This is a genomic window from Mesorhizobium carmichaelinearum (assembly GCF_900199455.1).
In the GTDB taxonomy this organism is placed as follows: Bacteria; Pseudomonadota; Alphaproteobacteria; order Rhizobiales; family Rhizobiaceae; genus Mesorhizobium; species Mesorhizobium carmichaelinearum.
Genome location: NZ_FZQR01000023.1, coordinates 57,764 through 82,283, shown reverse-complemented (window position 1 = coordinate 82,283; position 24,520 = coordinate 57,764). Strand labels below are relative to the sequence as shown.

Sequence of the window (24,520 nt, the reverse complement as noted above, 5' to 3'; positions counted from 1 at the left end):
CGCATCGCCAGAAATATCCTTCAGGCCGCCGACATCGACAAAGTCCCCATCAGCCACCGCATCAAGAAATGCGCTTGGAATGACGACTATCTCATCCAGGCAATCGCTCATATGCGATAGCCCTGCCCACAAGGGGGAGGTGGGGAGCGAGCCTTTCGCGATCCGATCTCCAACAAAAGTGCTGTTCCGCCGGCAAGCAGGGCGCCTCTTCACCCTCCCCCTTTGTGGGGGTCCGGAGGACGGGCGAGACCCGTGGCTCGCCCCGGTAGGTCGATCCGCAAAGCGGATCGGGGTGGGGGCAGCGCGACGCTCCAAGACCTGGGCTCCTCGCCCCCGCAAAGCGGGGAGGGGCGCCCAAGAGGGAGGCCGGCGCCGCATCTGGAGAGTAAGCGATGGGCGCCGGCCCGGGCGGATCGACAGGTCCGCCGCGAAGGAACGCTAGCGAGTCCGGGTACCGCGTGGCATTGGTGCGATCGCGCAGGGTGCGAGCGGCAAGCACGGGGCCACTGATTCGGACGGCCGAGGGCCGCACCGAGAATCGCTGCCCGAACCCATGTCAGTCAAGCGGTTCATGCTGGTAGAGCTCGTCCATCGAGAGCGATGCCAGGGCGCCGAAAGGGGCTTGTTTCTTCACCCGGCCGCCGCTCAGGATCACCACGTCGTCGCAGAACGAGATGGTGCTGTGATGGTGGCTGATGACGATGGTCGTGCGCCGTCCCGCCCTCGACTTCAGGGTCTCGACGATGGCCGCTTCCGACAGCCCGTCCACCGCATTGGTGGCTTCGTCGAGGATGAGCAGGTCGGGATCGCGCACCAGGGCCCTGGCCAGCGCGATCCGCTGCCTCTGTCCGGCCGACAGATTGACGCCCCTGTACCCGACGAGCGTCTCGTAGCCCTGAGGCAGTCGCTCGATGAATTCATGCGCTTCGGCCAGTCTGGCAGCGCGCTCGGCGTCGCCGCCGGTGGCTGCGTCCTGGCCATAGGTTATGTTTTCGAAAATGGTGCCATCGACCAGTTCCAGCTCCTGGCTGGCCAGTGCGATGTGGCGCCGCCACTGGCTGGCGTCGATCCCATCGAGGGGCGATCCATCGATGAGAATCCTGCCGCTGTCCGGTTCCACGAAGCGGCACAGAAGATTGACGATCGTCGTCTTGCCAGCGCCTGAGCGGCCGATCAACGCCGTCGAGCGGCCACTGTTGATTGCGAACGTCGCCGCATGCAGCACCACTTCACGCTGGTCCGTGCCGGAATAGGTGAAGGTCACCTCATCGAATTTGATGCCCTGGCGCAAACCGTGGAACGGCCCATCGCCTTGCGGCGGCCTGGGCTTGCCCGCGGGATCCAGCATCCACGTCACCTCTTCCAGCGATCCGCTGAGGCCCTGCAGCTGGCTCCAAGACCCCTGCAGGGCCCGCATATGCGGCTGCAGCCTGTAGAGCAGGATGACGAAGGCGATGATCAGCGGGAAACTCACCTGCGCCAGCCAGGCGCCGATCACCACCGCCAGGAACAGCATGGCGTGGAGAACTTCCGTCAGCGGCGGCAACGCGCCCTGGCGGACCTGCAGGACGAAGGAGGCACGGCGGACTGCATCGGACGCGGTGTCGAATATCGCCTTCTCCCGGCTCTCCTGGCCGAAGATGCGGATCAGGCGTCCGGCATGCACGAGATGGAGCATCTGCGAGGCGAGGTGGCTGTTGCGCGAAGCGACGCTGCGGCTGGGGCCTTTCAGATTGGCCGAGAGGATGGCGTGCGCGATCTGGACGAGCGCCAGTCCCAGCGTGACCAGCAGCGTCATGCGCCATGACAGCAGCAGCAGAAAGGCCAGGAGGATGATGGCGGCCGATGCGCTGATGATCGCCGACAGCATGATCTGGATGGCATCGGACGCCCGCCAGGATTCGTTGGAGATGATGTTGAGCAGCCGCCCGGGGCTCTGCCGCAGGAAGAAGGGGTAGCCGACCCGCAGGAGCTGCTCCGACAGTGCGCTGCGGATCGAATGGCTGGCCTTGCCGGAGATGAAGGTCGTCAGCAGCATGTTGGCGAAGGCGAAAACGTTCTTCAGGATGATCGAGCCGAGGATGGCGGCCGAGATGACGACAAGCCGGTCGCGCTCGCTGAAGCCCGATCCGACCTGCTGGAGGACAGCGGAGAAACCGGCCATTCCCGTCGCATCGCCGTGTCCCATGATGATGCCCAGCAGGGGGATGATCAGGCCGATGCCGAACCCTTCGAGGGCGGCGCTGACCAGACCGAGAGCCACCACGGCCGGAACCAGGCGCAGTTGCCGCTTTCCGAACGCGCGGAACAGCATCGGCAGGCTAGGCGGGAGCAATGGCATCAGAGCGGTGCCTCGGCATTGGCTTGTTGATCCTGCCGCACCGGCTCGGCCTGCGGCCGTCCCACCAGCAGGAGGAGCGCATATCTGGCCGCGCCGAGCAGATTCATGCCGATGATCGGCCAGTGCGACAGATCGAGTTCGCGATCGAACGCGGGCCCGCCCGCCAATTCCCGGAAGGCCCCTCTCACGGCCCAGTAGAAATGGCGAAGCAGCCAGGGCGCATGGCGAATGTGTTTCAGGCAGAGCCCGCCATTGCCCAGGCTGTAGTCGCGGTGGAGCTTTTCGATGGCTTTGCGATCCCGCCGGCCGTGATGATGGAATATCGTCATATCAGGCACGTACTCGACAGCGATGCCGAGCAACACCGCCCGAACGAGGTAATCGGTATCCTCCGCCGAGCGCAATGGCCCGCCCGCGCCGAAGCGCTCATCGAAATAGCCGATGCGGGCCGCGACGTCGCGATGCATCGTCATGTTGCAGCCCAGCACGAAGCCGCCGGGATGAATATCGGGCGTCAGCCGCTCGCGCACCCGCGATCGCTTGATCGTGAAAGGCAGGTCCCTGGGATCGCCAAGCTCGACACGGCCTCCCCGGATGAGCCACTGTTCCGCGGAGGAATAATGTCGCTCCAGGTCGGCGAGATAGTCGCGATGTACCGCGCAATCATCATCGACGAAGACAAGCACGCGCCCCCGCGCGCGCCGCAACCCGGCGTTACGGGCAGCCGCCAGTCCGCGGCGTGGCTCGCAAACGGGCGTGAATGGAATGTCCGACATAGCGGCGATGCTGGCCAGGCGTTCCGCCGTGCGGTCGCTCGAGCCATTGTCGACGACCACGAGCTCGGCCGCGTAGCCGGCATGGGCGCGGCACGCCGCCTGCACCGACTGGATGCAGGCCTCGAGCACGGCGACGCGGTTGCGCGTGCAGATGATGAAGCTGACTTCGGGGCCTGGTCGCTCCGCTCGCAGACCGGCCGGGGCGGCGCCAAGCGCCGTCGAACGATCGCGCTGTAGAGGTTGGTGGGCTTCGATGGTCATTCCTCTAGCCCACCTGATGAGATGCCAGAACCGCCGCGGCGGGCGCGGATTTGAAGAAGTATTCCACGGCGTCCGCTTGCTTGCCGGCCGACAGCGAGGCGCGGCTGAGCCAGGGCGCCCAGGCGCCCGGCCGCAGCGCATATTTCTCGCGCCGCCGGATGGCGTTCCACTTCGCGGTCCGCGTCAGCAGTTCATGCGTCAGTGGGGGCTGCTTTTCGTCGGCGACAAGCTGGTAAAGGAAATAGAACAGGTTGAGCGCGCCGGCCGCGAAGCTCGGCCGCGTCTCGTCCGGCAGCGAGCAGATCCGCTCCTCCAGCGCGAGAATGAAGTCGGCCGCGCGGGTGACCGTGTCGAGGCTGACCGTTTCGCCGATGTCGCGCAGGTCCCGCGAGGTTTCCGCCAGGCCCTCGCGCTCGAGGTTTTCGGCCACGATGCGCAAATGCGTCCTGCGCATCTCCTTGCTGTGCCGGTGGGTCACGCTCCCCTGATGAGTACGGTAGACGAGCAGGTTTTCGGCCATCATGGCTGCCGGATAGTGGCTGGCCAGCCGCCTGAAGAGATCGAAATCCTCGGCGTGCCGGTAGGTCGGGTCGTAGGTGAGAGCGGCGTCTTCGATGACCTTCCTGTTGTAGACGACCGTCGGGTGCATGAAGATCGTGAAGAACATCGCCAGTATGGGCATGCGGCCGAACTGGAACACCGGATCGGGCTTGCCCCTGGCGATGCGGCCGCGGATCAACATGTCGACGCCGGCGCCGCAGAAGCCGAGCTCGGGCCGCTGTTCAAACAGCGCCACCTGGCGCGACAGGCGCCAGGGATAGGCGATGTCGTCGGCGTCCATCCGCGCGACCAGTTCGCCCCGGGTGACCGCCAGCCCTTCGTTGAGCGTCGCGACGAGGCCGCGGTTTTCGCGCGAGATGATCGAGATGCGGCTGTCGGCCTGCCGGTGTCGCTCGAGGATCTCGAGCGAATTGTCGCTCGAGCCGTCATCGATCGCGATGACCTCCAGGCGGCGGTAATCCTGCCGCAGGATGCTTCCAAGTGCTGCGGCGAGATAGGGGCCGGCATTGTAGACCGGCAGCAGGACGGAAACGAGCGGCGCGGCGGTCATGGTCTTGCATCCGTTCGCGGGAGGTCGAGGGATGGCGTGCGGCCATCGGGCGATCCCACCGGCCTCGCAAACCAGCCGGCATGACCGGCCTGGGCTCGCCGGACATACGGGAAGTGGCGCTTGAGGCTGTTGAGCGGCCTTTCGAAAACCATCCAGGAAATCGAGGCCACGACAATCGTGGCGGTGCTCGCAACCAGGAACCGTCCTGGCCCTTGCTGCGAGACATTGAGCGGAATCCAGGGCTGCGACTTGACGGCGAGCGACAGCAATATCGGATGATAGAGATAGACGCCGTAGCTGATACGGCCGAGGGCCAGCAGCGGCGGCAGCTCCGCGAGCCTGCCAAGGGTGCCGCCGAGGCCGCGCGAACAGGCGGCGACGATGACTATCAGCGGCACCAGGGGCAGGACCTGCAGCAGCAGCCAACGGGCCCATTCCAGCGTCGGATCGGGAGGTGCCGGGACAAACCACTCGATCAGCAGGAACGCGGCAGCGAAGGCAGGCCAGCCCAGCCGCATCCATTGCGGCAGGCCGGCGCCCCTTGACCGCCAGCAGGCCAGCAGCGCGCCCGACGCCAGCGCATCCATCGACGCCGGCGGCAGCAGGTCGCGCGCCAGCGCCGGAGTGGCGGTCACCGGCCAGTAGAAGCGATAGGCCAGCGACAGCGCGATGACGCCGATGCAGATCGCCTCAAAGCGCCGCCGTGGGGCAAGCAGGACGACCAGCGGCCAGGCTAGATAGAACTGCTCCTCGATGCTCAGGCTCCAGAAATGGCACAGCACCCAGGGCGTCCAGTCATTGCGCAGCGCATACCAGAAATTCGACAGATAGAGCGCATGCCAGACCAGCGATCCCCTGGCCTGTTCCAGGTCGACCAGCCAGACGAAACCAAGGACGGCAAAATAGGGAGGGAATATGCGCAGCGCCCGCCTGATGTAGAAGGACCGCAGGGCGGGGCCGGTCTCAAACGCGGCGGCCGCGCGCGCTTCCAGGAGCAGGCGCGTGATCAGGAAGCCGCTCAGCACGAAGAACAGCCGCACGCCGATATGACCCCAGAAGGAAGATCCTCCCGCCGCGAAGAAATGGGAGTACAACACCATCGTCACGGCGATGGCCCTCAGTGCATCCAGTTGGATGTCGCGGGCGTTTGCCATCAGCTTGCGCCCCTATGATGTCCGTGCCGTCTGGCCGCTTCGAGCCGGGGGCCAAGATGGACGGTACCTGTCCTCGGCCCGGCACTGTCAAACCCGAGCCTTGCGAGTCCATCCGAGCCAGAAACGAATTCGACGGATGGACAGCTCAAGTTGGTCAAGCTGGCGGAATCCTCCACGGCGTATGTCCAGTCGCAAATGAGTCCCCCAGGGGATGGTTCGGTCACGGCATTGTGCAGTGCAACACAAAAAATTTAGCAGGCTGAAATACTTATGTGAGCAAGGCTAGAAATTGGCAAAAACCCGCCATTTTTCCCGCTTTCGGCGATTTTTGACAGCACTTCAACCCTGTGGTTCGAGTTGTATCGATCTACCCGCTTTGGTTGATTGGAAGCATTTCTGCCTCGGGAGACAGGAGGCGTTAGAATCTCTGTAAAAAAATCTTGAAATTTGAGAAATCTACATTTTATCTATTTTGGTTCATACCGATTTACCCGCGAATGAATTGGAATCATTGGCTTTTCGCGGTGCAGCATAGTCGCCCCTTTTCGTCGGCTGACCAGACGGCTGGCTTCCCTCAAAGACAGGCATTCGGCCAAGCTGTAGGTTGTGGGAAAGGCCTTTCACGCGGCAAAGAAGCCGTGGCTCGGTTACGCCTCACACCGCCTTAAACACCACCGTCTGCGCCAGTCCGCTGCCCGGCAGTTTTCCAGCGTCATGGTGCCGCCGTGCAAGGGGAGGTGGAGGCCTGCCCTGGCCGCCCGCCTAGATCACCGGTCGGGAAGACCATTTTTCTGTCAGCACTATGGCCGCGCCGATGACGACACCCAGGATCAACCCGACCGGAAGTCCGTAGGCGGCACCCCCACTGATCATGATCACCGGGTCGTCGAAGTGCTGTTCCAGCTGATCTATTATAAATTGCACGATGCCCAGTGCATAAAGGGGGCCGAACACGACGATAGCCGCGACGCCGCCGCACAGCATGGCCGCAAACGCGGCCAGTGCGCTCGCTCCCAGACGCCTGGCGTTCAGCCGCTCGAAATCGAAGTTCACAATCGAAAAGATGATGATCGAAGCGCCTATGATGGAGCCGGGAAGAAGATATTCGGGTGTGACCTCCGGCCGGTTCATGCTGCCAAAATATCCCATGAGGAACGGCGCCGTGATCCCCCCGGTGAGCGTGCCGCCGCAGGCGGCCCCGAGCAGGATCTGCGCTTGCCTGGGGTGCTGAACAAGCTTCAGCCGGCGGCTCGACCATTTTATCCGGGTGAAGAAAATACAGGCGGTGCCGAGCAAGCAGGCGATGAACGCCGCGGCAATTGCCATCTCCATGGTCAGAATGCCGAGCGATTCCGGCGGGATCCAAGTGGCACCTTGATCGTACTTACGGAGCCAGGATATGTAGTAGGGCACGCTGATCCACAGCGCGGCAAGCTGCGCGCCCAAATAACCGCCAACGCCGCCTTTTTGCAGGCTGAGGAGGAAATGGCCGCGGACTGTCTTCTCTTCGCTGTCGCTATATTGGAAATTTCCGCGAAGGCGTGAATACACGCTTTGCATGCCGAACAGCAGAATGATCAGCGAGATCAATGGCAGTGCGGCAGCCGCTGCCATCTGTTTCCAACTGGCATTATAGGTGGTGAGCACCAGCGAGTATGGGATCAAGGAAAGCAGAAGGCCGATCAGCGCCATGATATTTCCCAGGAACAGAAGAAGCGATCCAGGATTGAAGAAGAATGGACCCAAAAGCGAAGAGTTATCCCACGTTCGCTGCTTGGCTTTTGTTATCGAAAGGACTTCCTGGCGGACGCGAGCCATAAGGTTGGAAAGAGGAAGGTCAACCGCGTCCATGTTGTTGACGAGTGCCTGGGTGAATGGGCTCATGCGCCCCTTGCCATCATAGGCAAAGCCGCCAGGCCTGGCCGCGAAGGCAATAAAGGTGTTCTTGTTCAGATCCGCGGTCATGCCCCCCAACCCAGAGACGGTGGCCACATCACCTCCTGGCGTTGGAGAGGCTCCGCCGACAAACAGGGTCCTCGCTTCATCGATGTTGGCCAGCCCCTTTGATCCGATGATCCTTTGGGCACTGGGGTTGTTCCGGCAGGCATCGAGAAGGATCAGTGTGACATCGCTCGACATGTCGTCGATAAGCGGCTGGACCGGAATCAGGTGCGAAGCCAGTTGCCCGCCCTGTCGATCGAAATCGACCGGCACAACGTAGTTCTGGTCGTTGATCTGTACGCCGTGGCCGGAGAAATAGAACAGTCCGACCGATGCCCGCTCTGCCTCAAGTCTTTTGACGAAATCAGCTATCGTCGATTGCATATCGGCCAGTGTAGCGTCTGCAAGCGGGGTCACGTTGAACTTCAATTCGGCAAGCCTGGCCGACATTGCCTTGGCGTCGTTGCAAGGGTTTGCAAGTGCCATGTCCCCGCTGTAGGCGCCATTGCCCACAACCAGCGCATACTTTCCTCCAGTCATCGTGTTTCCCCCAATTGATGACCCCAGTCAGGCTTACGTCTTGGATTAGGTCTGACTCCGCAGATTCTTCATGTTTGATCGTGGCCGTTCTGAATGGGGTTCGGGATTATTCGTCAGAATACATCAGGCCGCTTTTTCCATTCCTCCCAGCTGGTCTTCATATCGGTCGGAAATTTCTTCAGGACCCGCTTCTCGCCCTTGGCTCTCGCCGCGGCATTGGCTTCCCAGGCGCTTTCCCCGCCCGCCCTGACGCCACCATAGACGGCCACGATCTTTGCCGTCGCGACGTCGAGATCCTCCATGGCGCTCTTCAAGACGTCGTCAGCGTCTTTCCGCTCGCAGGGCTGAAACCAATAGAGATAATCGTGAATGATTGCAGGATAGCTGTATTCGGCTGTCTTCGGCAGGAATGTCCACAATAGGGACGGCGTGCTGGCCAGATCCGTAACGAAACCGACAGGGACACTCACTGTGCGGGCAGGACTGGTGTCGGAGCGCCACCCTACAATGTCCTTGGTGTAGTAGTAGTTCCAATCCGAAAACGCCACGATCGCTGCCGGAGGGCCCATAAGTCTCGGCTTTCCGTCAGGTGTCGGCCTTGGATCCGGCTCAGGATTTGGTCCAAGCGCCACGCGCATGAAATCCTGTAGCTCGGTTTTCGAAGCCTCTGGCGTCTTGGCCATGATATGCCCAACCGTATTCACCAGGCAGGAATGTCTGTCGGATATTTAGCTCTGTCTCATATTTAAGCATATTCGAATTAGATACGAAATAGGCGCATGTTTTTTGGGTCGATTTTACTTAGGCATGCTCTTATCTGCCCTCGGCCGCTAAGACGCAGGTTGGCCCAATCCCTCACACCGCCTTGAACACCACCGTCTGCGCCAGCCCACCACCCCTGCGGTTCTCCAGCGTCACCGTCCCGCCGTAGCGCTCGATGATCTCCTTGGCGATGGCGAGACCCAATCCCGCGCCGGGGATGAATTGCTGGCGGCCGGGGTCGACGCGGAAGAAGGGCTCGAAGGCCTTGTTGATGAGGTCGGGCGGGATGCCCGGGCCGTTGTCGGAAATGGTCAGCACGGCGCGCCTGTCGGTGGCGGCAAGGGCGATGGTGCAGGCCTTGCCGTGGGTGGCGGCGTTGACGATCAGATTGCGCAGGGCGCGGCGCAGGCCAAGCGCGCCGGCGCGCACCGAAACCTTGTCCAGAGGGCCGATCGAGACGGCATGGCCGAGCGAGACCATCTCGGCTTCGATGTCGCGCACCATCTTTTCCAGGTCCAGCGGCTCGACCGCGTCCTGATTCACCTCCTCGCGCACCAGGCGGATGGCGCTGTCGGCGATGCGGTCGAGCTCGTCGAGATCGTGGAGCCACTTGTCGCGCTCCTCGTCGAGGAATTCGGCGCGCAGCCGCATGCGCGTCATCGGCGTGCGCAGATCATGGCCGGCGGCGGCCACCAGCCGCATACGGCTCTCCATGGCCGCCCGCAGCCGCGAGGAGAGCTGGTTCAGCGCATGCGCCGTCGCCCTGACCTCGGCCGAGCCTTCTTCCGGCAACTGCGCCAGCAAGCCGTCCGAGCCGATCTTCGAGACGGCAGCCTCCAGCATTTCCAGCGGCCGCACCAGCACGCTGGTGAAATAGACCGACACGGCGGTGGCGCCGAGCGCGATCAGCGTGATCCAGCCGGCGAGAACCAGCCAGACATCCCTCGGCGGGTCGAAGTCGGGGACGTCGACGATCAGCCAGCGCATGTCAGGCAGCGCCACCGAAGCCACCATGCCGGGGCTGCCGGGCTTGTGGCTGACGATGGCATGGAGGTCGAGGCCATCGCGACGCAGGATGTCGTTGAGCACACGCGTGTGCTTGCGGTCCTCCAGACCATCGGCGGGACTGTCGCGGACGGTGAGCGGAGCGTCGCCCGTGCCAGGCACATGGCCCGGAACCAGTTGCACCATGAACTGGACCTGACGGGCAACCGGTCCCATGATCAGTTCCGGCGACGGCCCGCCGAGCACCTTGATCGCCACGGTCGTGGCGAGGCCGACGACGCCGATGATCGAGGCCACCAGCAGGATGATCAGCCTTCGGCGCAGCGAGTTCACGCCGGGATCTCCACCGCTTCGACGCGCGCGGTCAGCTGGTAACCGCCATTGCGCACGGTCTTGAATAGCGGGCCATCGCCGGTGTCGGCGAATTTGCGGCGCAGCCGGCTCATCAGCACATCGACCGAGCGTTCGAGCGGGTCGCGCTCGCGGCCCTGGGTCAGATCAAGCAATTGGTCGCGCGACAGCAGCCGGCCGGGGCGGTCGAGAAACACTTGCAACAGGTCGAACTCGGCGCCGGTGAGGTCGATGAGCTCGCCACGCCCATCCGTCACCTTGCGGGTGTCGGGCTCCAGCCGGTAGCTCGCGAAGCGGTAGATGCGGGGGCGGGGGGCCGGCGCCTCCTCGGGTGCGGCGCGCCGCAGCACGGCGCGGATGCGGGCGGTGAGTTCGCGCGGGTTGAAAGGCTTGCCGAGATAGTCGTCGGCGCCGAGCTCCAAACCGATGATGCGGTCGACATCCTCCTTCAGCGCCGTCAGCAGGATGACGGGGATATGCGGCTTGCGGTCGCGCAAGCTGCGGCAGATGTCGAGCCCCGAGCCATCCGGCAGCATGACGTCGAGCACGACGAGGTCGAACTGGCCGGCGCCAAGCTTCTGCTCGCATTCGCGCCGGTCCGCCGCCACCGAGACGCGAAAACCCTGGCCGTCGAGATAGCGGCCGAGCAGCGTGCGGATCTCGCGGTCGTCGTCCACGACGAGGATATGGGGTTGTGATTGCATGATCATGCCCTTGCTTGCCCTGATTATAGGGAGCGCGCGCGCCAGCGGCATGGAAAATTGCAACTCAATGTTTCTGGGCGGGGACGGGAAACATTCGGAAACAAATTGCCCCTTTGCGGAAACCTTCGGCAACATGCCGACGCGAAGCAGACAAACAGGCTTCCGATCCTCATGGCCGTCCGATGCATGAGAGAAAGGAACACAATCATGCGAAGCAGACTTCTTGCGCTCGGCCTGTTTTCCGTCGCCGCAATCCATCCCGTGCTGGCGGCACAGCCCGATGCCGGCGCCGGCGAGCCCCCGGTCATCGCTCAGGATGGACCGGACCATGGCCCCATGCCCTGGTTCGGCCAGAATGGCCCGCATGGGCCGATGCGGCACGGTCCGCAGGGTTTTGGCCCGCAGGGCTTTGGCCCCGAAGGCTTCGGCCCGCACCGCATGGGACCGCCGCCGGAATTCATGCTGGCCGCCCGGCTGGCGGCGCTGGAGACACGCGTCGGCATCCGCAGCGAACAGCTCGACGCCTGGCGCGACTACACCAGCGCCCTACAGGCCGTGCTTGCGCCGCCACGGCATGATCGCGGCCCCGGTGGCACTGGCGGCCCCGGCCCTGGCGAACCAGAGGCCAAGGGCCCTGATATGGGGCCGGGCGGCAAGCCCGATCCGTTCGCCTTCCAGGAAAGGCTGGCCGACGAGGTTACGGCGCGTGCCGCTTCGGCCGCCAAGCTGAAGGATGCGATCGCCGAATTGCGCACCAAGCTTTCGCCCGAACAGCTCGAAATCCTGGCTTCGGCGGAACGCCCCCACGGACCACCCCCCGGTCCCTGGGGCGGCCCGCCGGAAGATGCAGCCGGACCTGGAGGTCCGCCCGACCAGGGCGGACAGCTTCCGCCACCCCAGCCCGGGAATGGCTGACAACTCCGACCGGCTGCGCCGGCCGGCCCGATGTCCAACCCGTTCTCGGGCCGGCCGGTCTCGTGGGACGGCGCATATGTCCGCCATCCCACCGTTGAAAATCATCCACAATGGAAGCACGGCAATGTGGGAAGCCATGATGATGCTGCGGCTGATCGCATCGATGAGCCCGAGGCTCTCGGTCAGTCAGCGCGCCAGCCATGCCGCCACGCCGGCGGCGCTGCCGGCCGACACGCTGAAGGGCGCGGTGCGCTTGCACTTTGCCGCCTGGCGCCTGTCGCTGCCGGTTTCGCAGCCCAACAGCCACGGACATCATGACCGCAAGATCGCGTAAGACCTATCTTGTCCTGGCCGGCGTGCTGATCGTCCTGGGGGCGATGGCGGCGCTGAGAGCCTATGGACGCGCGACCGTTGAATCGGCCACGCAAGCTGTCGCGGCGCCGCAGGCCAGCCTTACGGTCGCGGTCGAAAAGGTGCGCTCGCAGGCGGTCGCCTCGTCGATCAGCGCCACCGGCACCGTCGCCGCCTGGCAGGAAGCGACCATCGGCGCCGAGACTTCCAGCCTCAAATTGACCGAAGTGCTGGTTGGCGAAGGCGACCATGTGCGGGCCGGCGACGTCGTCGCCCGGCTCGACGCCTCGGTGCTCAAGGCGCAGCTGGCCGAGCAGAAGGCCGCGGTCGACCAGGCGCAGGCGACGCTGGACACGGCGGTTTCCGCCGCCGGCCGCGCCGACCGGCTGCTGGCCAGCAAGGCGATCAGCGCCGAGACGGCGGAAGACAAGGCGACCGCCGTCAAGACCGGCCGGGCCGCACTCGAGCAGGCCAAGGCCGCTACTGAGCGGCTGCAGGCCGAACTCGACCGGGCAACCATCCTTGCGCCCTTCGATGGCATCGTCTCCAACCGGCCGGCGGTTGCCGGCTCGATCGTCCAGGCCGGCACCGAACTGATGAAGATCATTCGCGACGGCAGGCTGGAGGTCGGCGTGCTTGTCCCCGAAAAGGACCTGCCGGCGATTTCGGTCGGGCAGGCGGCCAGCGTCGTCGACGCTTCGGGCCGGACTTTTGCCGGACAGGTGTCCTCGATCGCGCAGACGGTCAGTTCGATGACGCGGCTCGCCACCGTCTATGTCGGGCTTGGCGAAGGCTCGGGCCTGAAGCCCGGCATGTTCGCCCGCGTCTCGATCGCGGGCGCCGCCTCGCAAAGTCTCAGCGTTGCCGAGGCCGCCCTGGTCTGGCAGGACGGCAAGCCTGTTGTCTTCGTCGTCGACGCCGCCGACAGGGCCGCCGCGCGTGCCGTCACCACCGGCGCGCACCAGAACGGCCGGGTCGCCATAGAGAGCGGGCTCTCGGAGGGTGACAGCGTCGTCATCGCCGGCGCCGGCTTCCTCAGTGACGGCAATCTGGTGCGTATCGCCGATGCGCAACCCGCCGGCAAGGTGACGGAGGCGGCGCGATGAACGCCATTTCCTCCTGGTCGATCCGCAACCCGGTGCCGACCATCGTGCTGTTCCTGTCGCTGACCATCGCCGGCCTCTACGGCTTTATGCAGCTGCGCACCAACAACATGCCCGACATCGACCTGCCGACGGTCACCGTCACCGTCTCGCAGCCGGGTGCGGCACCCAGCGAAATGGAAGTGCAGGTGGCGCGGGTGATCGAGAATGCCGTGGCGACGCTGGAAGGCGTCGACGACGTCTCGACCTCGATCAGCGAGGGCTCGTCCGTCACCACGGTCGAGTTCACATTGGGCATCGATCCCGAGACCGCCGCCAACGATGTCCGCAACGCCGTGTCCGAGGTGCAGTCGAGCCTGCCGGCCGCCGCGCAGACGCCTGTCGTGGCCAAGATGAACGCGACCGGCAATTCGGTGCTGACCTATGTCGTCGAGGCACCCTCGATGTCGCCGGACGCGCTGAGCTGGTACATCGACAATGATGTCGCCAAGGCGCTGCTCGGCGTCGACGGCGTCTCCAAGATCACCCGTTCGGGCGGCGTCGACCGCGTCATCCGCGTCGAGCTCGATCCGGACCGTCTGGCAGCACTCGGTATCAGCGCCGGCGATGTCAGCCAGACGCTCGCCTCCAACAATGTCAATCAGCCGGGCGGCCGCACCAGCGTCGGCGGCCAGGAGCAGTCGGTGCGCACGCTGGCGAGCGCCGGCACCGTCGAGGCGCTGGCCGACACCCGGATCGCGCTGTCGGGCGCCGGCGGCGTCAAGCTCTCGGATCTCGGCAGCGTGGTCGACAGCTGGGAAAAGCCGCGCCAGGCTGCCTATCTCGACGGCAGGCAGGTCGTTGCCTTCAACGTCTACCGGTCCGTCGGATCGAGTGAGATCGACGTGGTCAAAGCCGCGCGCGCCGCGATCGCGGAAATAGGGGCGAAGACCGACACCGCGAAATTCACCGAAGTCACCTCGTCCTCCGGCTTCGTGCAGGAAAGCTACGACGCAGCGTTCGAGGCGCTGTGGCTTGGCGCGCTGCTCGCCATCGGCGTCGTCTGGCTGTTCCTGCGCGACATCAGGGCGACGCTGGTCTCGGCGGTCGCCATGCCGCTGTCCTTGATCCCGACCTTCGCTGTCATGGCGGCGTTCGACATTTCGCTCAACAACATCACCTTGCTGGCGCTGTCGCTGGTGGTCGGCATCCTCGTCGACGACGCCATCGTCGAGATCGAGAACATCGTGCGCCATATGCGCCAGACCGGCGCCAGCGCCTATCAGGCGGCGATCGAGGCGGCCGACGAGATCGGGCTTGCCGTGGTGGCGACCACGGCGACCATTGTCGCGGTGTTCCTGCCGGTCGCCTTCATGCCCGGCATTCCCGGAAAATTCTTCTTCTCCTTTGCCGTTGCCGTTTGCGTGTCGGTGCTGTTCTCGCTGCTGGTGGCGCGCATGCTCACCCCGCTGATGGGTGCCTATCTGGTGCGCGCCGGCGGCCACAGCGAGGACGATCTGCCGGCCTGGGTGCCGACCTATCTCTGGCTGCTGCGCAAGGCGCTCGACCATCGCTGGATCACGCTTGTCGCCGGCATCGCCTTCTTCGCCGGTTCGCTGGCGCTAGCGACGAAACTGCCGACCGAATTCATGGCGGCGACCGATCGCGGCCGCTCGATGATCTCTGTCGAGCTGCAGCCGGGCTCGACGATCGAACAGACAACCGCCGTCGTCCAGGACATCACAAGGCGCCTGAAGGACGAACCGGCCGTCGACAGCATCTTCGCCACGATCGGCACCGCGGCTTCATCCGGCGGCGGACCGAACCGTGGCTCGACCTCGGCCGAGGTGCGCAGCGCCAATGTCACCGTCAATCTGAAGCCGCGCGGCGAGCGCGATGTCAGCCAGCAGCAGTTCGAGGCCGAGGCCTCACCGAAGCTCAACGACATTCCGGGCGCACGCATCCAGTTCGGCGCCGACGGCTTTGCCGGCGCCAAGGTGGCGATCACCCTGGTCGGTGACGATGGCGAGGCGCTGCAGAAGGCAAGCGATGCGCTGATCGACGGCATGAAATCGGTGCCCGGCCTGATCAATCCGAAGTCGACCGCGGCGACGACCAAGCCGGAGCTCATCGTGCGCCCCGACAGCGCCAAAGCGGCCGAGCTCGGCGTCACGCCGACCGAGATCGCGGCGACGGTCAAGATCGCCACCATCGGCGACACCGATACCAGCCTGGCCAAGTTCAATCTCGGCGACCGCCAGGTTTCTATCGTGGTGACCTTGCCCGACGGCGCCATCGACGATCCGGCGAAACTGGCTGTGCTGCCGCTGATCGGCAGCAAGGGCACGGTGCCGCTCGGGGCCGTCGCCGAAATCGGCTTCAATGCCGGGCCCAACAGCATCACAAGGGTGGGGCGCAGCCGCAGCGCCACGGTCGAGGCGGACCTTTCCGGCCTGACGCTCGGCCAGGCGACCGAGGCCATCCATGCCTTGCCGGCGATGCGCAATCTGCCCGCCGACGTCCATGAACTGGCGCGCGGCGACGCCCAGCGCATGCAGGAATTGTTCTCGGGTTTCGCCACCGCGATCGCCGCCGGCATTCTGCTGATGTACCTGACGCTGGTCCTGCTGTTCCGCGGCTTCGTGCAGCCGGTGACCATCCTGGTCGCGCTGCCGCTTTCGATCGGCGGTGCGCTCGGCTTCATGCTGATTGCCGGCAAGGCGCTTGGCATATCGCCGCTGATCGGCATACTGATGCTGATGGGCATTGCGGCCAAGAACTCGATCCTGCTTGTCGAGTACGCCCTGGTCGCCGAGAAGGAGCGTGGCATGAGCCGCTTCGACGCACTGCTCGACGCCGCCCGCAAGCGGGCACGGCCCATCGTCATGACATCGATCGCCATGGGCGCCGGCATGTTGCCGATCGCGCTCGGCATCGGCGCCGACGCCGAGACGCGGGCGCCGATGGCGATCGCCGTGATCGGCGGACTCATCTCCTCGACCGTGCTCAGCCTCGTCTATGTTCCCGTCGTCTACACCTTCATGGACGACATCCAGCGCTTTCTCGGCCGGCACCTCGCGCGGCTGCTGGTGGAACGATCCGACCCCGACAGCCAGACGGCGACCGCAACTCCAGCGAAAGATCATCCAGGCCATGTCTATCCAGTCTAGCCCGTCCTCCTTGCCGGTCCTCCGGCTCGCGCCCTGGGCCGCCGCGCTCGCCGCCACGGTTCTTCTGGCAGCCTGTTCGCAGGAAGGAAGCAAAGCTCCCGCCGGCATGGGCGGCGTCGGCAAGCCGGAAGTCGGCGTCGTCACGCTGCATCCGCAATCGGTGGCGATCACGGCCGAGCTGCCGGGACGCACGTCAGCTTCGCTCACCGCCGATGTGCGCCCGCAGGTCAACGGCATCATCCAGGCACGGCTGTTCAAGGAGGGCAGCGAGGTGGTGGTCGGACAGCCGCTCTACCTCATCGATCCGGCGAGCTACCAGGCCGCCTATGACAGCGCGCAGGCAGCCCAGCAGAAGGCCGAAGCGGCGGTGCCGACGGCGCAGGCCAAGTTCGACCGCTATGCCGGCTTGCTGAAGCAGAACGTTGTTTCCAAACAGGATTATGACGATGCCGCCGCAACGCTGGCCCAGGCCAATGCGGATGTGGCATCCGCCAAGGCCAGCGTCGAAACCGCGCGCATCAATCTCGACTACACCAAGATCACCGCGCCGATCGCCGGCCGCATCGACAAGTCATCGCTGACGCCGGGCGCCCTGGTCACCGCCAATCAGGACACCTTGCTCACCACCATCCGTTCGCTCGATCCGATCAATGTCGACGTCACGCAGTCGAGCACCAATTTGCTCAATCTGCGCCAGGCCATCAATGAGGGCCGGCTGAAGTTCAGTGGCCCCAATGTCAGCGTCAAGCTGAAGCTCGAGAACGGCACCATCTACAACCAGACCGGCAAGCTGGAATTCGCCGGCGCCAATGTCGACCAGACCACCGGCACCTTTGCGCTGCGGGCCGAGTTCCCCAATCCCGACCGCCTGCTTTTGCCGGGCATGTATGTGCGCGCGCTGGTCGAGGAGGGCGTTGCCCAGAACAGTTTCCTGGTGCCGCAGCGCGGCGTCACCCGCAACACCAAGGGCGAGGCGACCGCCATGGTCATCAACGCGCAAGGGAAAGTCGAGACGCGCGTGCTGGCCGTGCGCAACAGCGTCGGCAACAACTGGCTGGTGGATTCGGGCGTCGGCGACGGCGACCGCGTCATCGTCGAAGGCCTGCAGCTGGTGCGCCCCGGCGGCGATGCGACCGGCGTCGAGGTGACGATCGACGAGACGACCGGCGAGGTGAAGGACTGGGCACAGACCTCTTCGTCCATATCTTCCACGTCCAAGATGGCCAGCAATCAGTCGACCGGGAACTGAGCGATGTCAGCATTCTTCATCAACCGGCCGATCTTCGCCTGGGTGATCGCCATCGTGATCATGCTGGGCGGCCTGCTCGCGCTCACCACGCTGCCGATCTCGCAATATCCGCAGATCGCGCCGACCACGGTCAACATCAGCGCCAACTATCCCGGCGCCGACGCGCAAACGGTCGAGAACTCAGTGACCAAGGTCATCGAGCAAGGCATGACCGGCATCGACAATCTCGACTACATGACGGCGACCTCGACCTCGACCGGTGCGGCCACCATCACGCTGACCTTCACCAGTGCGGCCGATCCCGACACCGCCCAGGTGCAGACGCAGAACAAGCTGCAGCTGGTGCAGTCGCAGCTGCCGCAGGTGGTGCAGAGCAACGGCATCACCGTCTCGAAATCCTCGACCGGCTTCCTGATGGTCATCGGCTTCGTCTCCAGCGACGGCAAGATGAACTCGACCGACCTTGCCGACTATGTCGACTCGACCATAAACGACACGCTGAAGCGCGTCGAAGGCGTCGGCTCGACGCAGCTGTTCGGCTCCAGCTATGCCATGCGCATCTGGCTCGATCCCGACAAGCTCGCCAAATACACGCTGATGCCGAGCGACGTGGCCTCGGCGATCGAGGCGCAGAACACGCAGGTCTCGGCCGGCCAGCTTGGCGGCATGCCGCAACGCAAGGGCCAGCAGCTCAACGCCACGGTGACGGCCAAGAGCCGGCTGCAGACCGCCGAACAGTTCCGCAACATCATCCTGAAAAGCCAGACCGACGGTTCGCTGGTTCGCCTCAACGACGTCGCCACCGTAGAGCTCGGCGCCGAGAGCTATACGACGCAAGCCAGATACAACGGCCAGCCGGCGGCCGGCGTCGCCATCAACCTCGCAACCGGCGCCAACGCCATCAGCACCGCGGAAGCGGTGCGCTCGACGATCAACCGGCTGAGCTCGACCTTCCCGCAAGGTGTCGAGGTCGTCTATCCCTACGACACCTCACCCTTCGTGCGGCTGTCGATCGAGGAGGTGGTCAAGACACTGGCCGAGGCGATCGTGCTGGTGTTCCTGGTGATGTTCATCTTCCTGCAGAATCTGCGGGCGACGATCATCCCGACCATCGCCGTGCCGGTGGTGCTGCTCGGCACGTTCGGCGTGCTGTCGCTGTTCGGCTATTCGGTCAACACGCTGACCATGTTCGCCATGGTGCTGGCCATCGGCCTGCTGGTCGACGACGCCATCGTCGTCGTCGAGAATGTCGAACGCGTCATGCAGGAGGAAGATCTGTCGCCGAAGGAGGCGACGCGAAAATCGATGAACGAGATCACCGGCGCGCTGGTCGGCATCGCCACCGTGCTGTCGGCGGTGTTCGTGCCGATGGCCTTTTTCGGCGGCTCGACCGGCATCATCTACCGGCAGTTCTCGGTGACCATCGTCTCGGCGATGGTGCTGTCGGTGCTGGTGGCACTGGTGCTGACGCCGGCACTGTGCGCCACCATCCTGCGGCGGCCCAAGGACCATGCGACGCAGACCGGTCCGTTCGGCTGGTTCAACCGCGTCTTCGACCGCGGCACATCAGCCTATCGCGACGGCTCGCATGGCATCATCAACCGGTCCTGGCGCTTCCTCGCCGTCTTCCTCGCCATCGTCATCGCCATGGGCTGGATGTTTGCCCGCCTGCCGAGCTCGTTCCTGCCGGAAGAGGACCAGGGCATCCTGATCACCAGTGTGTCGCTGCCGGTTGGTGCGACGCAGGACCGGACCGAGCGTGTGCTGGCTGAGGTGACCGAGCACTATCTCAAGGAGGAAAAGGACGCTGTCCAGGGCGTCTTCACCGCTTCCGGCTTCGGCTTCGGCGGTGCCGGACAAAATGTCGGTATCGCCTTCGTGCCGATGAAGGAATTCAGCCAGCGCAAGTCTCCGGCTTTGTCGGCGCAAGCGGTCGCCCGCCGCGCCATGGGCGCCTTCAGAGAGATCAGGGATGCGCAGGTCTTCGCGCTTGCCCCGCCCGCCATCCAGGGTTTCGGCAACACCAACGGCTTCGATTTCTACCTGCAGGACGTCAATGGCGCCGGCCATGATGCGCTGATCCAGACGCGCAACCAGCTTCTGGGTCTTGCCGCGCAGAGCAAGCTGCTCACCGCCACAAGGCCCAACGGCCAGGAGGACCAGCCGCAATTCTCTGTCGACATCGACCAGGAAAAGGCCAGCGCGCTCGGCGTCAGCCTCGCCGACATCAACAACACGCTGTCGAGCGCCTGGGGCAGCGACTACGTCAATGACTTCATCGACCGCGGCCGGGTGAAGCCGGTCTACATGCAGTCGGACGCGAACTTCCGCATGCAGCCGGAAGACCTCGACAAATGGCAGGTGCGCAATGCCAGCGGCGCCATGGTGCCGTTCTCGGCCTTCACCTCCAGCCACTGGACATTCGGTTCGCCGCGTCTCGAACGCTACAATGGCTCGGCCGCGGTCGAGATCCAGGGCGCGGCGGCCGCGGGCGTAAGCTCGGGTGCTGCGATGGACGAGATCGACAGGCTGGTGGCGCAGCTGCCGGCCGGCTATTCGCATGAGTGGACCGGCCTGTCGCATCAGGAACGGCTTTCGGGCAACCAGGCACTGTCGCTCTATGCGATTTCGGCGCTGGTCGTGTTCCTGTGCCTGGCGGCACTTTATGAGAGCTGGTCGATCCCGTTCGCGGTCATGCTGTCGGTGCCGATCGGTATCTTCGGCGCGCTCGCGGCGGCAACGCTTTTCGGCCAGACCAACGACGTCTATTTCAAGGTCGGCCTGCTGACCACAATTGGGCTGGCCTCGAAGAACGCCATCCTGATCGTCGAGTTCGCCATCGAGCGGCAGGCGGCGGGCATGGGGCTCGTCGAGGCGACGCTGGAGGCGGCGCGACAACGATTGCGGCCGATCCTGATGACGTCGCTGGCCTTCATCCTCGGCGTCACGCCGCTCGCCATCGCCAGCGGCGCTGGTTCGGGCGCGCAGAACTCGGTCGGCATCGGCGTCATGGGCGGCATGATCGCGGCGACGGTGATCGGCGTGTTCCTGGTGCCGCTGCTGTTCGTCACGGTGCGGCGCATCTTCAAGGGCAGGGCGGCCAAACAAGATTCTGGGCAGGGCAGCGACGAGAAGCCGGCGACGGCCAACCAGCAATAAGGAAACTTTCCATGACAGGTTTTGAACGTGGCCCTCTGGCCGCGGGGCGGCTCATTGTGCCCATGATTACGGCTGTTTTGCTCGCCGGATGCGTCGTTGGCCCGGACTATCGCACGCCCATCCTGCCGATGCCGGCGAACTGGAGCGGTGAGAAGCCGACGAAATCCGTCCAGCCGGCGCAGCTGTCGCAATGGTGGCAGCGCCTGCGCGATCCGCAGCTCAACACGCTTGTCGAGGAAGCCGTCGCCGGCAATCTCGACGTCGCCACCGCCAAGGCCAAGGTCCGCGAGGCGCGCGCCAGCTATCGCCAGAGCGCCGGCACATTGCTGCCGTCGGTGGACGGCTCCGGCTCGGTGACGCGCAACAAGTCGGCCGAGACCACATCGGGAACCAATTCCATCTACGCAGAATACCAGTCCGGCTTCGACGCCAGCTGGGAGCTCGACCTGTTCGGCGCCAACCGCAGGGGCGTCGAGGCGGCGCGCTACGGTGTGGACGCGTCTGAGGAGGAGCTGCGCTCGACGCTGCTGACCCTGGTCGGCGATGTCGCGTCCTACTACACCCAGGCGCGCGGCTACCAGGCCCGCATCGCGCTCGCCCGGCGTTCTGCCGTGTCGCAGCGGCAGACCGCCGAACTCACCCGCACCATGGCGCTGGCCGGGTCGGCGACGGCCGCCGACGTCGCCAAGGCGATGGGGCAGGCGGCCAGCACCGAGGCCGCGGTGCCGACGCTGGAGGCAAGCTATGCCGAGGCGGTGCATCGCCTGTCGGTGCTCACCGGCCGGCCGCCGGCGGCACTCAGCGAGCGGCTGAAGCGCAGCAAGCCGATCCCGTCGCCGCGCCTGCCGATGCCGACCGGGATTCCCGCCGACATCCTTTTGTCGCGCCCCGATGTGCGCATGGCCGAGCGGCAATATGCGCAATACACCGCCAAGGTCGGCCAGGCCGAGGCGGCGCGCTATCCCTCGGTCAGCCTGACGGGAAACATCAGCACGGCGGCGCTCAATCTCGGCGATCTCGGCAAGAATTCGTCGATCGGCTGGTCGTTCGGGCCGTCGCTCAGCGTGCCGCTGTTCAATGCCGGCCAGCTGCAGGCGGCCGCCGACGTCGCCCGCGCGCAGCGCGACCAGTATTTCATCGCCTACCGCGCTTCGGTGCTGACCGCGCTCGAGGATGTCGAGAATGCGCTGGTGCTGATGGCGCAGGAGCGCATCCGGATCAGCAAGCTTGCCGCGTCGGCGAAATCCTATGGCGAAGCGGCGAGCCTCGAAGGCACGCTCTACAAGGCCGGCGAGACCAGCCTGCTCGACGTGCTCGACGCCCAGCGCTCGCTCTATTCAGCCGAGGATTCCCTGCTGCAAAGCCGTGTGCTTCTGGCGACCAACTACATCGCCCTCAACAAGGCGCTCGGCGGCGGCTGGGACGGCGCGGTCGACAGCAGCAAGCCCGAAATCGTCGACGTCAAGACCGGGCCACGGCTGGCGGCAGCGATGACGGCGCAGTGAACAAAATGTGTAAGCAAAGCCGGTGGCCGTCCGTTTATAATGTCGTGGAGGCAATGCGATGTCCCGTACCTACGATCTTGCATCCGATGTGATCCGGCGTGTCTATGAAAAGCGCATAGACGCGCCGGCGATCCTCGATACCGCCACCGAATTTCCGAACGCGGCGAAATTCACCAATGCCTGGCGCGACATCCGCGACGAAGCGCTTGGCGTGCATCTGGGCAAGGTCCCGCGCTTCCACGACATCATGCCCGAGCAGGCCGATATCTCGGCCAATGACGGTCTCGACTGGCGCATGTTCGTGCTCAAGGCCTATGACATGACTGTTCCGGAGAACCTGGCGCGCATGCCGGTTCTCAGCCGGCTGCTTGCCGAATGCCCGGAAGTCAAATCGGCGGCTATCTCGTTCCTCGCTCCGCGCAAGCACATACCCGCCCATCGCGGGCCTTTCCGCGGCATCATGCGGTTTCATCTTGGCCTGGTCATCCCGCGCCAGGCCGATGGCCGCCCGGCAACCATCATGATGATCAACCATCAGGAGAAGCGGATCACCGACGGCGAAGGCATGCTGTGGGACGACACCTACCCGCACGAGGTGATGAACAATGCCGATGAAGGCCGCATAGCCCTGCTGCTGGATGTCTGGCGCCCGGGCATGCCCTGGGACATGGAAATGCTGTCCAGGCTGATCGTGCGCGGCGTGCAGGCCGGAATGCGCCGCAGGGGCGTGTCGTTCAGCGCCTGAACCGGGGGCGGGCGACTTAGCGACCTAAGGCGAGCGAAACCGATTTGGCGCCCTGACCCGGAGGCAGGTGCCAGCCTCCTCCTGCATTGTGATGGCAGGCGCACCCTATCGCTGATACTGATGGCGCTCACGCACAGCACAGGCGCCGCAGATGACATCCGACACACAGAAGGCCGAAGCGGTCGAGCAGTTGCTCGATACGCCGGACCTTGCCAGCGCGCTGGAAAGCGAACAGTTCAAGAAGTTCCTCGACCAGGTGCCGATCGCCATTGCCGTCTCGGACCTCGGCGCGAAGGAGCGCGTCGTCTATGCCAACCCGGAATTCGAGAAGCTGTCAGGGCTGAAGGCGGCCAGGCTCGCCCAGAAGCACTGGGCGGCACTTTCCGGCACCGGCCTGCACCAGCAGAAGGACCGCGCACTGTTCGAAGCGTTGGTCGAGGAGACCGATTTTGTCGGTACGTTCCGGCTGGAGCGGGCCGAGGACACGCCGGCGATCGTCGACGCCTATTCCAACGTCATCGAGGACGACAATGGCAAGGTCTGCTTCCGGCTGGTTGCGCTGGTCGACGTCTCGGCCCACGGCGAGACCGAGGATGCAGCTTCGGTCGAGGAACTCGTGCGCGAGAAGGACACGCTGCTGCGCGAATTGCAGCACCGGGTGAAAAACAATCTGCAGATGATCACGGCGCTGATCCGGCTGGAGACGCGCAATGCGATGGAGCCGGACCAGAAGCGGTTCGAGAGGCTGGCCGGCCGCGTCGACGCGCTGGCGATCCTTTACCAGACGCTGTCGGGCGACGATCACAAGGACGAGGTCGATCTCGGCGTCTATCTCAGCCAGATCGCATCGGCGGTGATGAACTCGCATGCGGTCGAGGGAATTCGCCTCGACATGAAGGTCGATACCTATCCGGTGTCGGTCAACGTCGCCATGCCAACCGGGCTGGTGGTGAACGAGCTTTTGACCAATGCGCTCAAGCATGCCTTCAAAGGGCGCGACGGCGGCACGATCACACTGCACAGCATCGTCAACGGCGATGGCTGCCGTATTGTGATCGCCGACGACGGCATCGGCCTGCCCGAAGGCGAGACCTGGCCCAAGCCCGGCAAGCTCGGCGCGCTGATCGCGCGTTCGCTGACCGAGAACGCCAAGGCGGAATTCGACGTGAATTCGAGCGCCGGCAAGGGCACGCGGGTCACCATCGTCTTCAAGCGCTCTGTTGCCGCCGCCGCTTAGGCAGGCAGCCCCAACCATGCCGTGAATGGCCGGAAGGGTGTTCCCCGACTTCCGGACCCGATGCCAGCGCTTGCCCCAGCCGACTGTCGTCCCGTGCCTCACGACAGGCCCGCCCGGGCAGGCCATAGCTGCCAGCCATGCCGCCGGGTCGCGCGGATGCC

Annotated in this window: 17 protein-coding genes; 9 read left to right on the top strand and 8 right to left on the bottom strand. The window is 64.7% G+C overall.

Annotated elements, in window-relative coordinates:
• Positions 1-556 precede the first annotated feature (556 nt).
• The 8 genes from CKW40_RS33240 to CKW40_RS33205 all read right to left on the bottom strand — a co-directional run bounded on the left by CKW40_RS33240 (position 557) and on the right by CKW40_RS33205 (position 10,946).
• Complete coding sequence (locus CKW40_RS33240; RefSeq protein ID WP_095203961.1) at positions 557-2,341, bottom strand: ABC transporter ATP-binding protein; 1,785 nt, start codon at positions 2,339-2,341, stop codon at positions 557-559.
• Entirely contained in the window at positions 2,341-3,378 is a 1,038-nt protein-coding gene (locus tag CKW40_RS33235; RefSeq protein ID WP_095203960.1) for a glycosyltransferase family 2 protein, read from the bottom strand. Before CKW40_RS33235 ends, CKW40_RS33240 begins: the two co-directional genes overlap by 1 nt.
• A 4-nt stretch (positions 3,379-3,382) precedes the next feature.
• Complete coding sequence (locus tag CKW40_RS33230; protein WP_095203959.1) at positions 3,383-4,489, bottom strand: glycosyltransferase family 2 protein; 1,107 nt, start codon at positions 4,487-4,489, stop codon at positions 3,383-3,385.
• The gene (locus tag CKW40_RS33225) at positions 4,486-5,643 is read right to left on the bottom strand and encodes an acyltransferase family protein (protein ID WP_095203958.1); all 1,158 of its coding nucleotides are present in this window, start codon (positions 5,641-5,643) and stop codon (positions 4,486-4,488) included. Before CKW40_RS33225 ends, CKW40_RS33230 begins: the two co-directional genes overlap by 4 nt.
• A gap of 762 nt (positions 5,644-6,405) precedes the next feature.
• Positions 6,406-8,124 (bottom strand): caspase family protein, encoded by a 1,719-nt coding sequence (locus CKW40_RS33220; RefSeq protein ID WP_095203957.1) that lies wholly within the window; start codon positions 8,122-8,124, stop codon positions 6,406-6,408.
• Between the two features lie 113 nt (positions 8,125-8,237).
• Entirely contained in the window at positions 8,238-8,672 is a 435-nt protein-coding gene (locus tag CKW40_RS33215) for a DUF1353 domain-containing protein (RefSeq protein ID WP_179298206.1), read from the bottom strand.
• A 307-nt stretch (positions 8,673-8,979) separates the two neighbouring features.
• Positions 8,980-10,224 carry an ATP-binding protein gene (locus CKW40_RS33210; protein ID WP_095203955.1) on the bottom strand — a complete coding sequence of 415 codons (1,245 nt, stop codon included), beginning with the start codon at positions 10,222-10,224 and terminating at the stop codon, positions 8,980-8,982.
• Positions 10,221-10,946: a response regulator gene (locus CKW40_RS33205; RefSeq protein WP_095203970.1), complete on the bottom strand. Its 726-nt coding sequence runs from the start codon at positions 10,944-10,946 to the stop codon at positions 10,221-10,223. The genes CKW40_RS33210 and CKW40_RS33205 overlap by 4 nt, the downstream gene beginning before the upstream one ends.
• A 207-nt stretch (positions 10,947-11,153) precedes the next feature.
• On the opposite strand from CKW40_RS33205, the gene CKW40_RS33200 reads away from it, so the two are divergent.
• The 9 genes from CKW40_RS33200 (at position 11,154) to CKW40_RS33160 (ending at position 24,359) form a co-directional block, all read left to right on the top strand.
• Positions 11,154-11,861, top strand: coding sequence for a hypothetical protein (locus tag CKW40_RS33200; protein ID WP_095203954.1), 708 nt, complete (start codon positions 11,154-11,156; stop codon positions 11,859-11,861).
• A gap of 76 nt (positions 11,862-11,937) precedes the next feature.
• On the top strand, positions 11,938-12,195 hold the full coding sequence (locus tag CKW40_RS33195; RefSeq protein WP_244571386.1) for a hypothetical protein: 258 nt from the start codon (positions 11,938-11,940) through the stop codon (positions 12,193-12,195).
• Complete coding sequence (locus CKW40_RS33190) at positions 12,176-13,318, top strand: efflux RND transporter periplasmic adaptor subunit (protein ID WP_095203953.1); 1,143 nt, start codon at positions 12,176-12,178, stop codon at positions 13,316-13,318. The genes CKW40_RS33195 and CKW40_RS33190 overlap by 20 nt, the downstream gene beginning before the upstream one ends.
• A complete protein-coding gene (locus CKW40_RS33185; protein WP_244571385.1) occupies positions 13,315-16,464 on the top strand; it encodes an efflux RND transporter permease subunit in 3,150 nt (1,049 codons plus the stop codon). The genes CKW40_RS33190 and CKW40_RS33185 overlap by 4 nt, the downstream gene beginning before the upstream one ends.
• The gene (locus tag CKW40_RS33180; protein ID WP_095203952.1) at positions 16,448-17,713 is read left to right on the top strand and encodes an efflux RND transporter periplasmic adaptor subunit; all 1,266 of its coding nucleotides are present in this window, start codon (positions 16,448-16,450) and stop codon (positions 17,711-17,713) included. The genes CKW40_RS33185 and CKW40_RS33180 overlap by 17 nt, the downstream gene beginning before the upstream one ends.
• Before the next feature lie 3 nt (positions 17,714-17,716).
• A complete protein-coding gene (locus tag CKW40_RS33175; RefSeq protein ID WP_095203951.1) occupies positions 17,717-20,872 on the top strand; it encodes an efflux RND transporter permease subunit in 3,156 nt (1,051 codons plus the stop codon).
• A gap of 11 nt (positions 20,873-20,883) precedes the next feature.
• Entirely contained in the window at positions 20,884-22,377 is a 1,494-nt protein-coding gene (locus tag CKW40_RS33170) for an efflux transporter outer membrane subunit (protein WP_095203950.1), read from the top strand.
• Positions 22,378-22,435: 58 nt separating this feature from the next.
• Positions 22,436-23,122: an aspartyl/asparaginyl beta-hydroxylase domain-containing protein gene (locus CKW40_RS33165; protein WP_095203949.1), complete on the top strand. Its 687-nt coding sequence runs from the start codon at positions 22,436-22,438 to the stop codon at positions 23,120-23,122.
• 151 nt (positions 23,123-23,273) lie between these two features.
• A complete protein-coding gene (locus tag CKW40_RS33160; protein WP_095203948.1) occupies positions 23,274-24,359 on the top strand; it encodes a sensor histidine kinase in 1,086 nt (361 codons plus the stop codon).
• Positions 24,360-24,520: the final 161 nt, after the last annotated feature.

Coding starts and splice junctions, on each gene's coding strand:
- CKW40_RS33240 (WP_095203961.1), bottom strand. CDS start 2,341: ATGCCATTGCTCCCGCCTAGCCTGCCGATGCTGTTCCGCGCGTTCGGA.
- CKW40_RS33235 (WP_095203960.1), bottom strand. CDS start 3,378: ATGACCATCGAAGCCCACCAACCTCTACAGCGCGATCGTTCGACGGCG.
- CKW40_RS33230 (WP_095203959.1), bottom strand. CDS start 4,489: ATGACCGCCGCGCCGCTCGTTTCCGTCCTGCTGCCGGTCTACAATGCC.
- CKW40_RS33225 (WP_095203958.1), bottom strand. CDS start 5,643: ATGGCAAACGCCCGCGACATCCAACTGGATGCACTGAGGGCCATCGCC.
- CKW40_RS33220 (WP_095203957.1), bottom strand. CDS start 8,124: ATGACTGGAGGAAAGTATGCGCTGGTTGTGGGCAATGGCGCCTACAGC.
- CKW40_RS33205 (WP_095203970.1), bottom strand. CDS start 10,946: ATGCAATCACAACCCCATATCCTCGTCGTGGACGACGACCGCGAGATC.
- CKW40_RS33200 (WP_095203954.1), top strand. CDS start 11,154: ATGCGAAGCAGACTTCTTGCGCTCGGCCTGTTTTCCGTCGCCGCAATC.
- CKW40_RS33195 (WP_244571386.1), top strand. CDS start 11,938: ATGTCCGCCATCCCACCGTTGAAAATCATCCACAATGGAAGCACGGCA.
- CKW40_RS33190 (WP_095203953.1), top strand. CDS start 12,176: ATGACCGCAAGATCGCGTAAGACCTATCTTGTCCTGGCCGGCGTGCTG.
- CKW40_RS33185 (WP_244571385.1), top strand. CDS start 13,315: ATGAACGCCATTTCCTCCTGGTCGATCCGCAACCCGGTGCCGACCATC.
- CKW40_RS33180 (WP_095203952.1), top strand. CDS start 16,448: ATGTCTATCCAGTCTAGCCCGTCCTCCTTGCCGGTCCTCCGGCTCGCG.
- CKW40_RS33175 (WP_095203951.1), top strand. CDS start 17,717: ATGTCAGCATTCTTCATCAACCGGCCGATCTTCGCCTGGGTGATCGCC.
- CKW40_RS33170 (WP_095203950.1), top strand. CDS start 20,884: ATGACAGGTTTTGAACGTGGCCCTCTGGCCGCGGGGCGGCTCATTGTG.
- CKW40_RS33165 (WP_095203949.1), top strand. CDS start 22,436: ATGTCCCGTACCTACGATCTTGCATCCGATGTGATCCGGCGTGTCTAT.
- CKW40_RS33160 (WP_095203948.1), top strand. CDS start 23,274: ATGACATCCGACACACAGAAGGCCGAAGCGGTCGAGCAGTTGCTCGAT.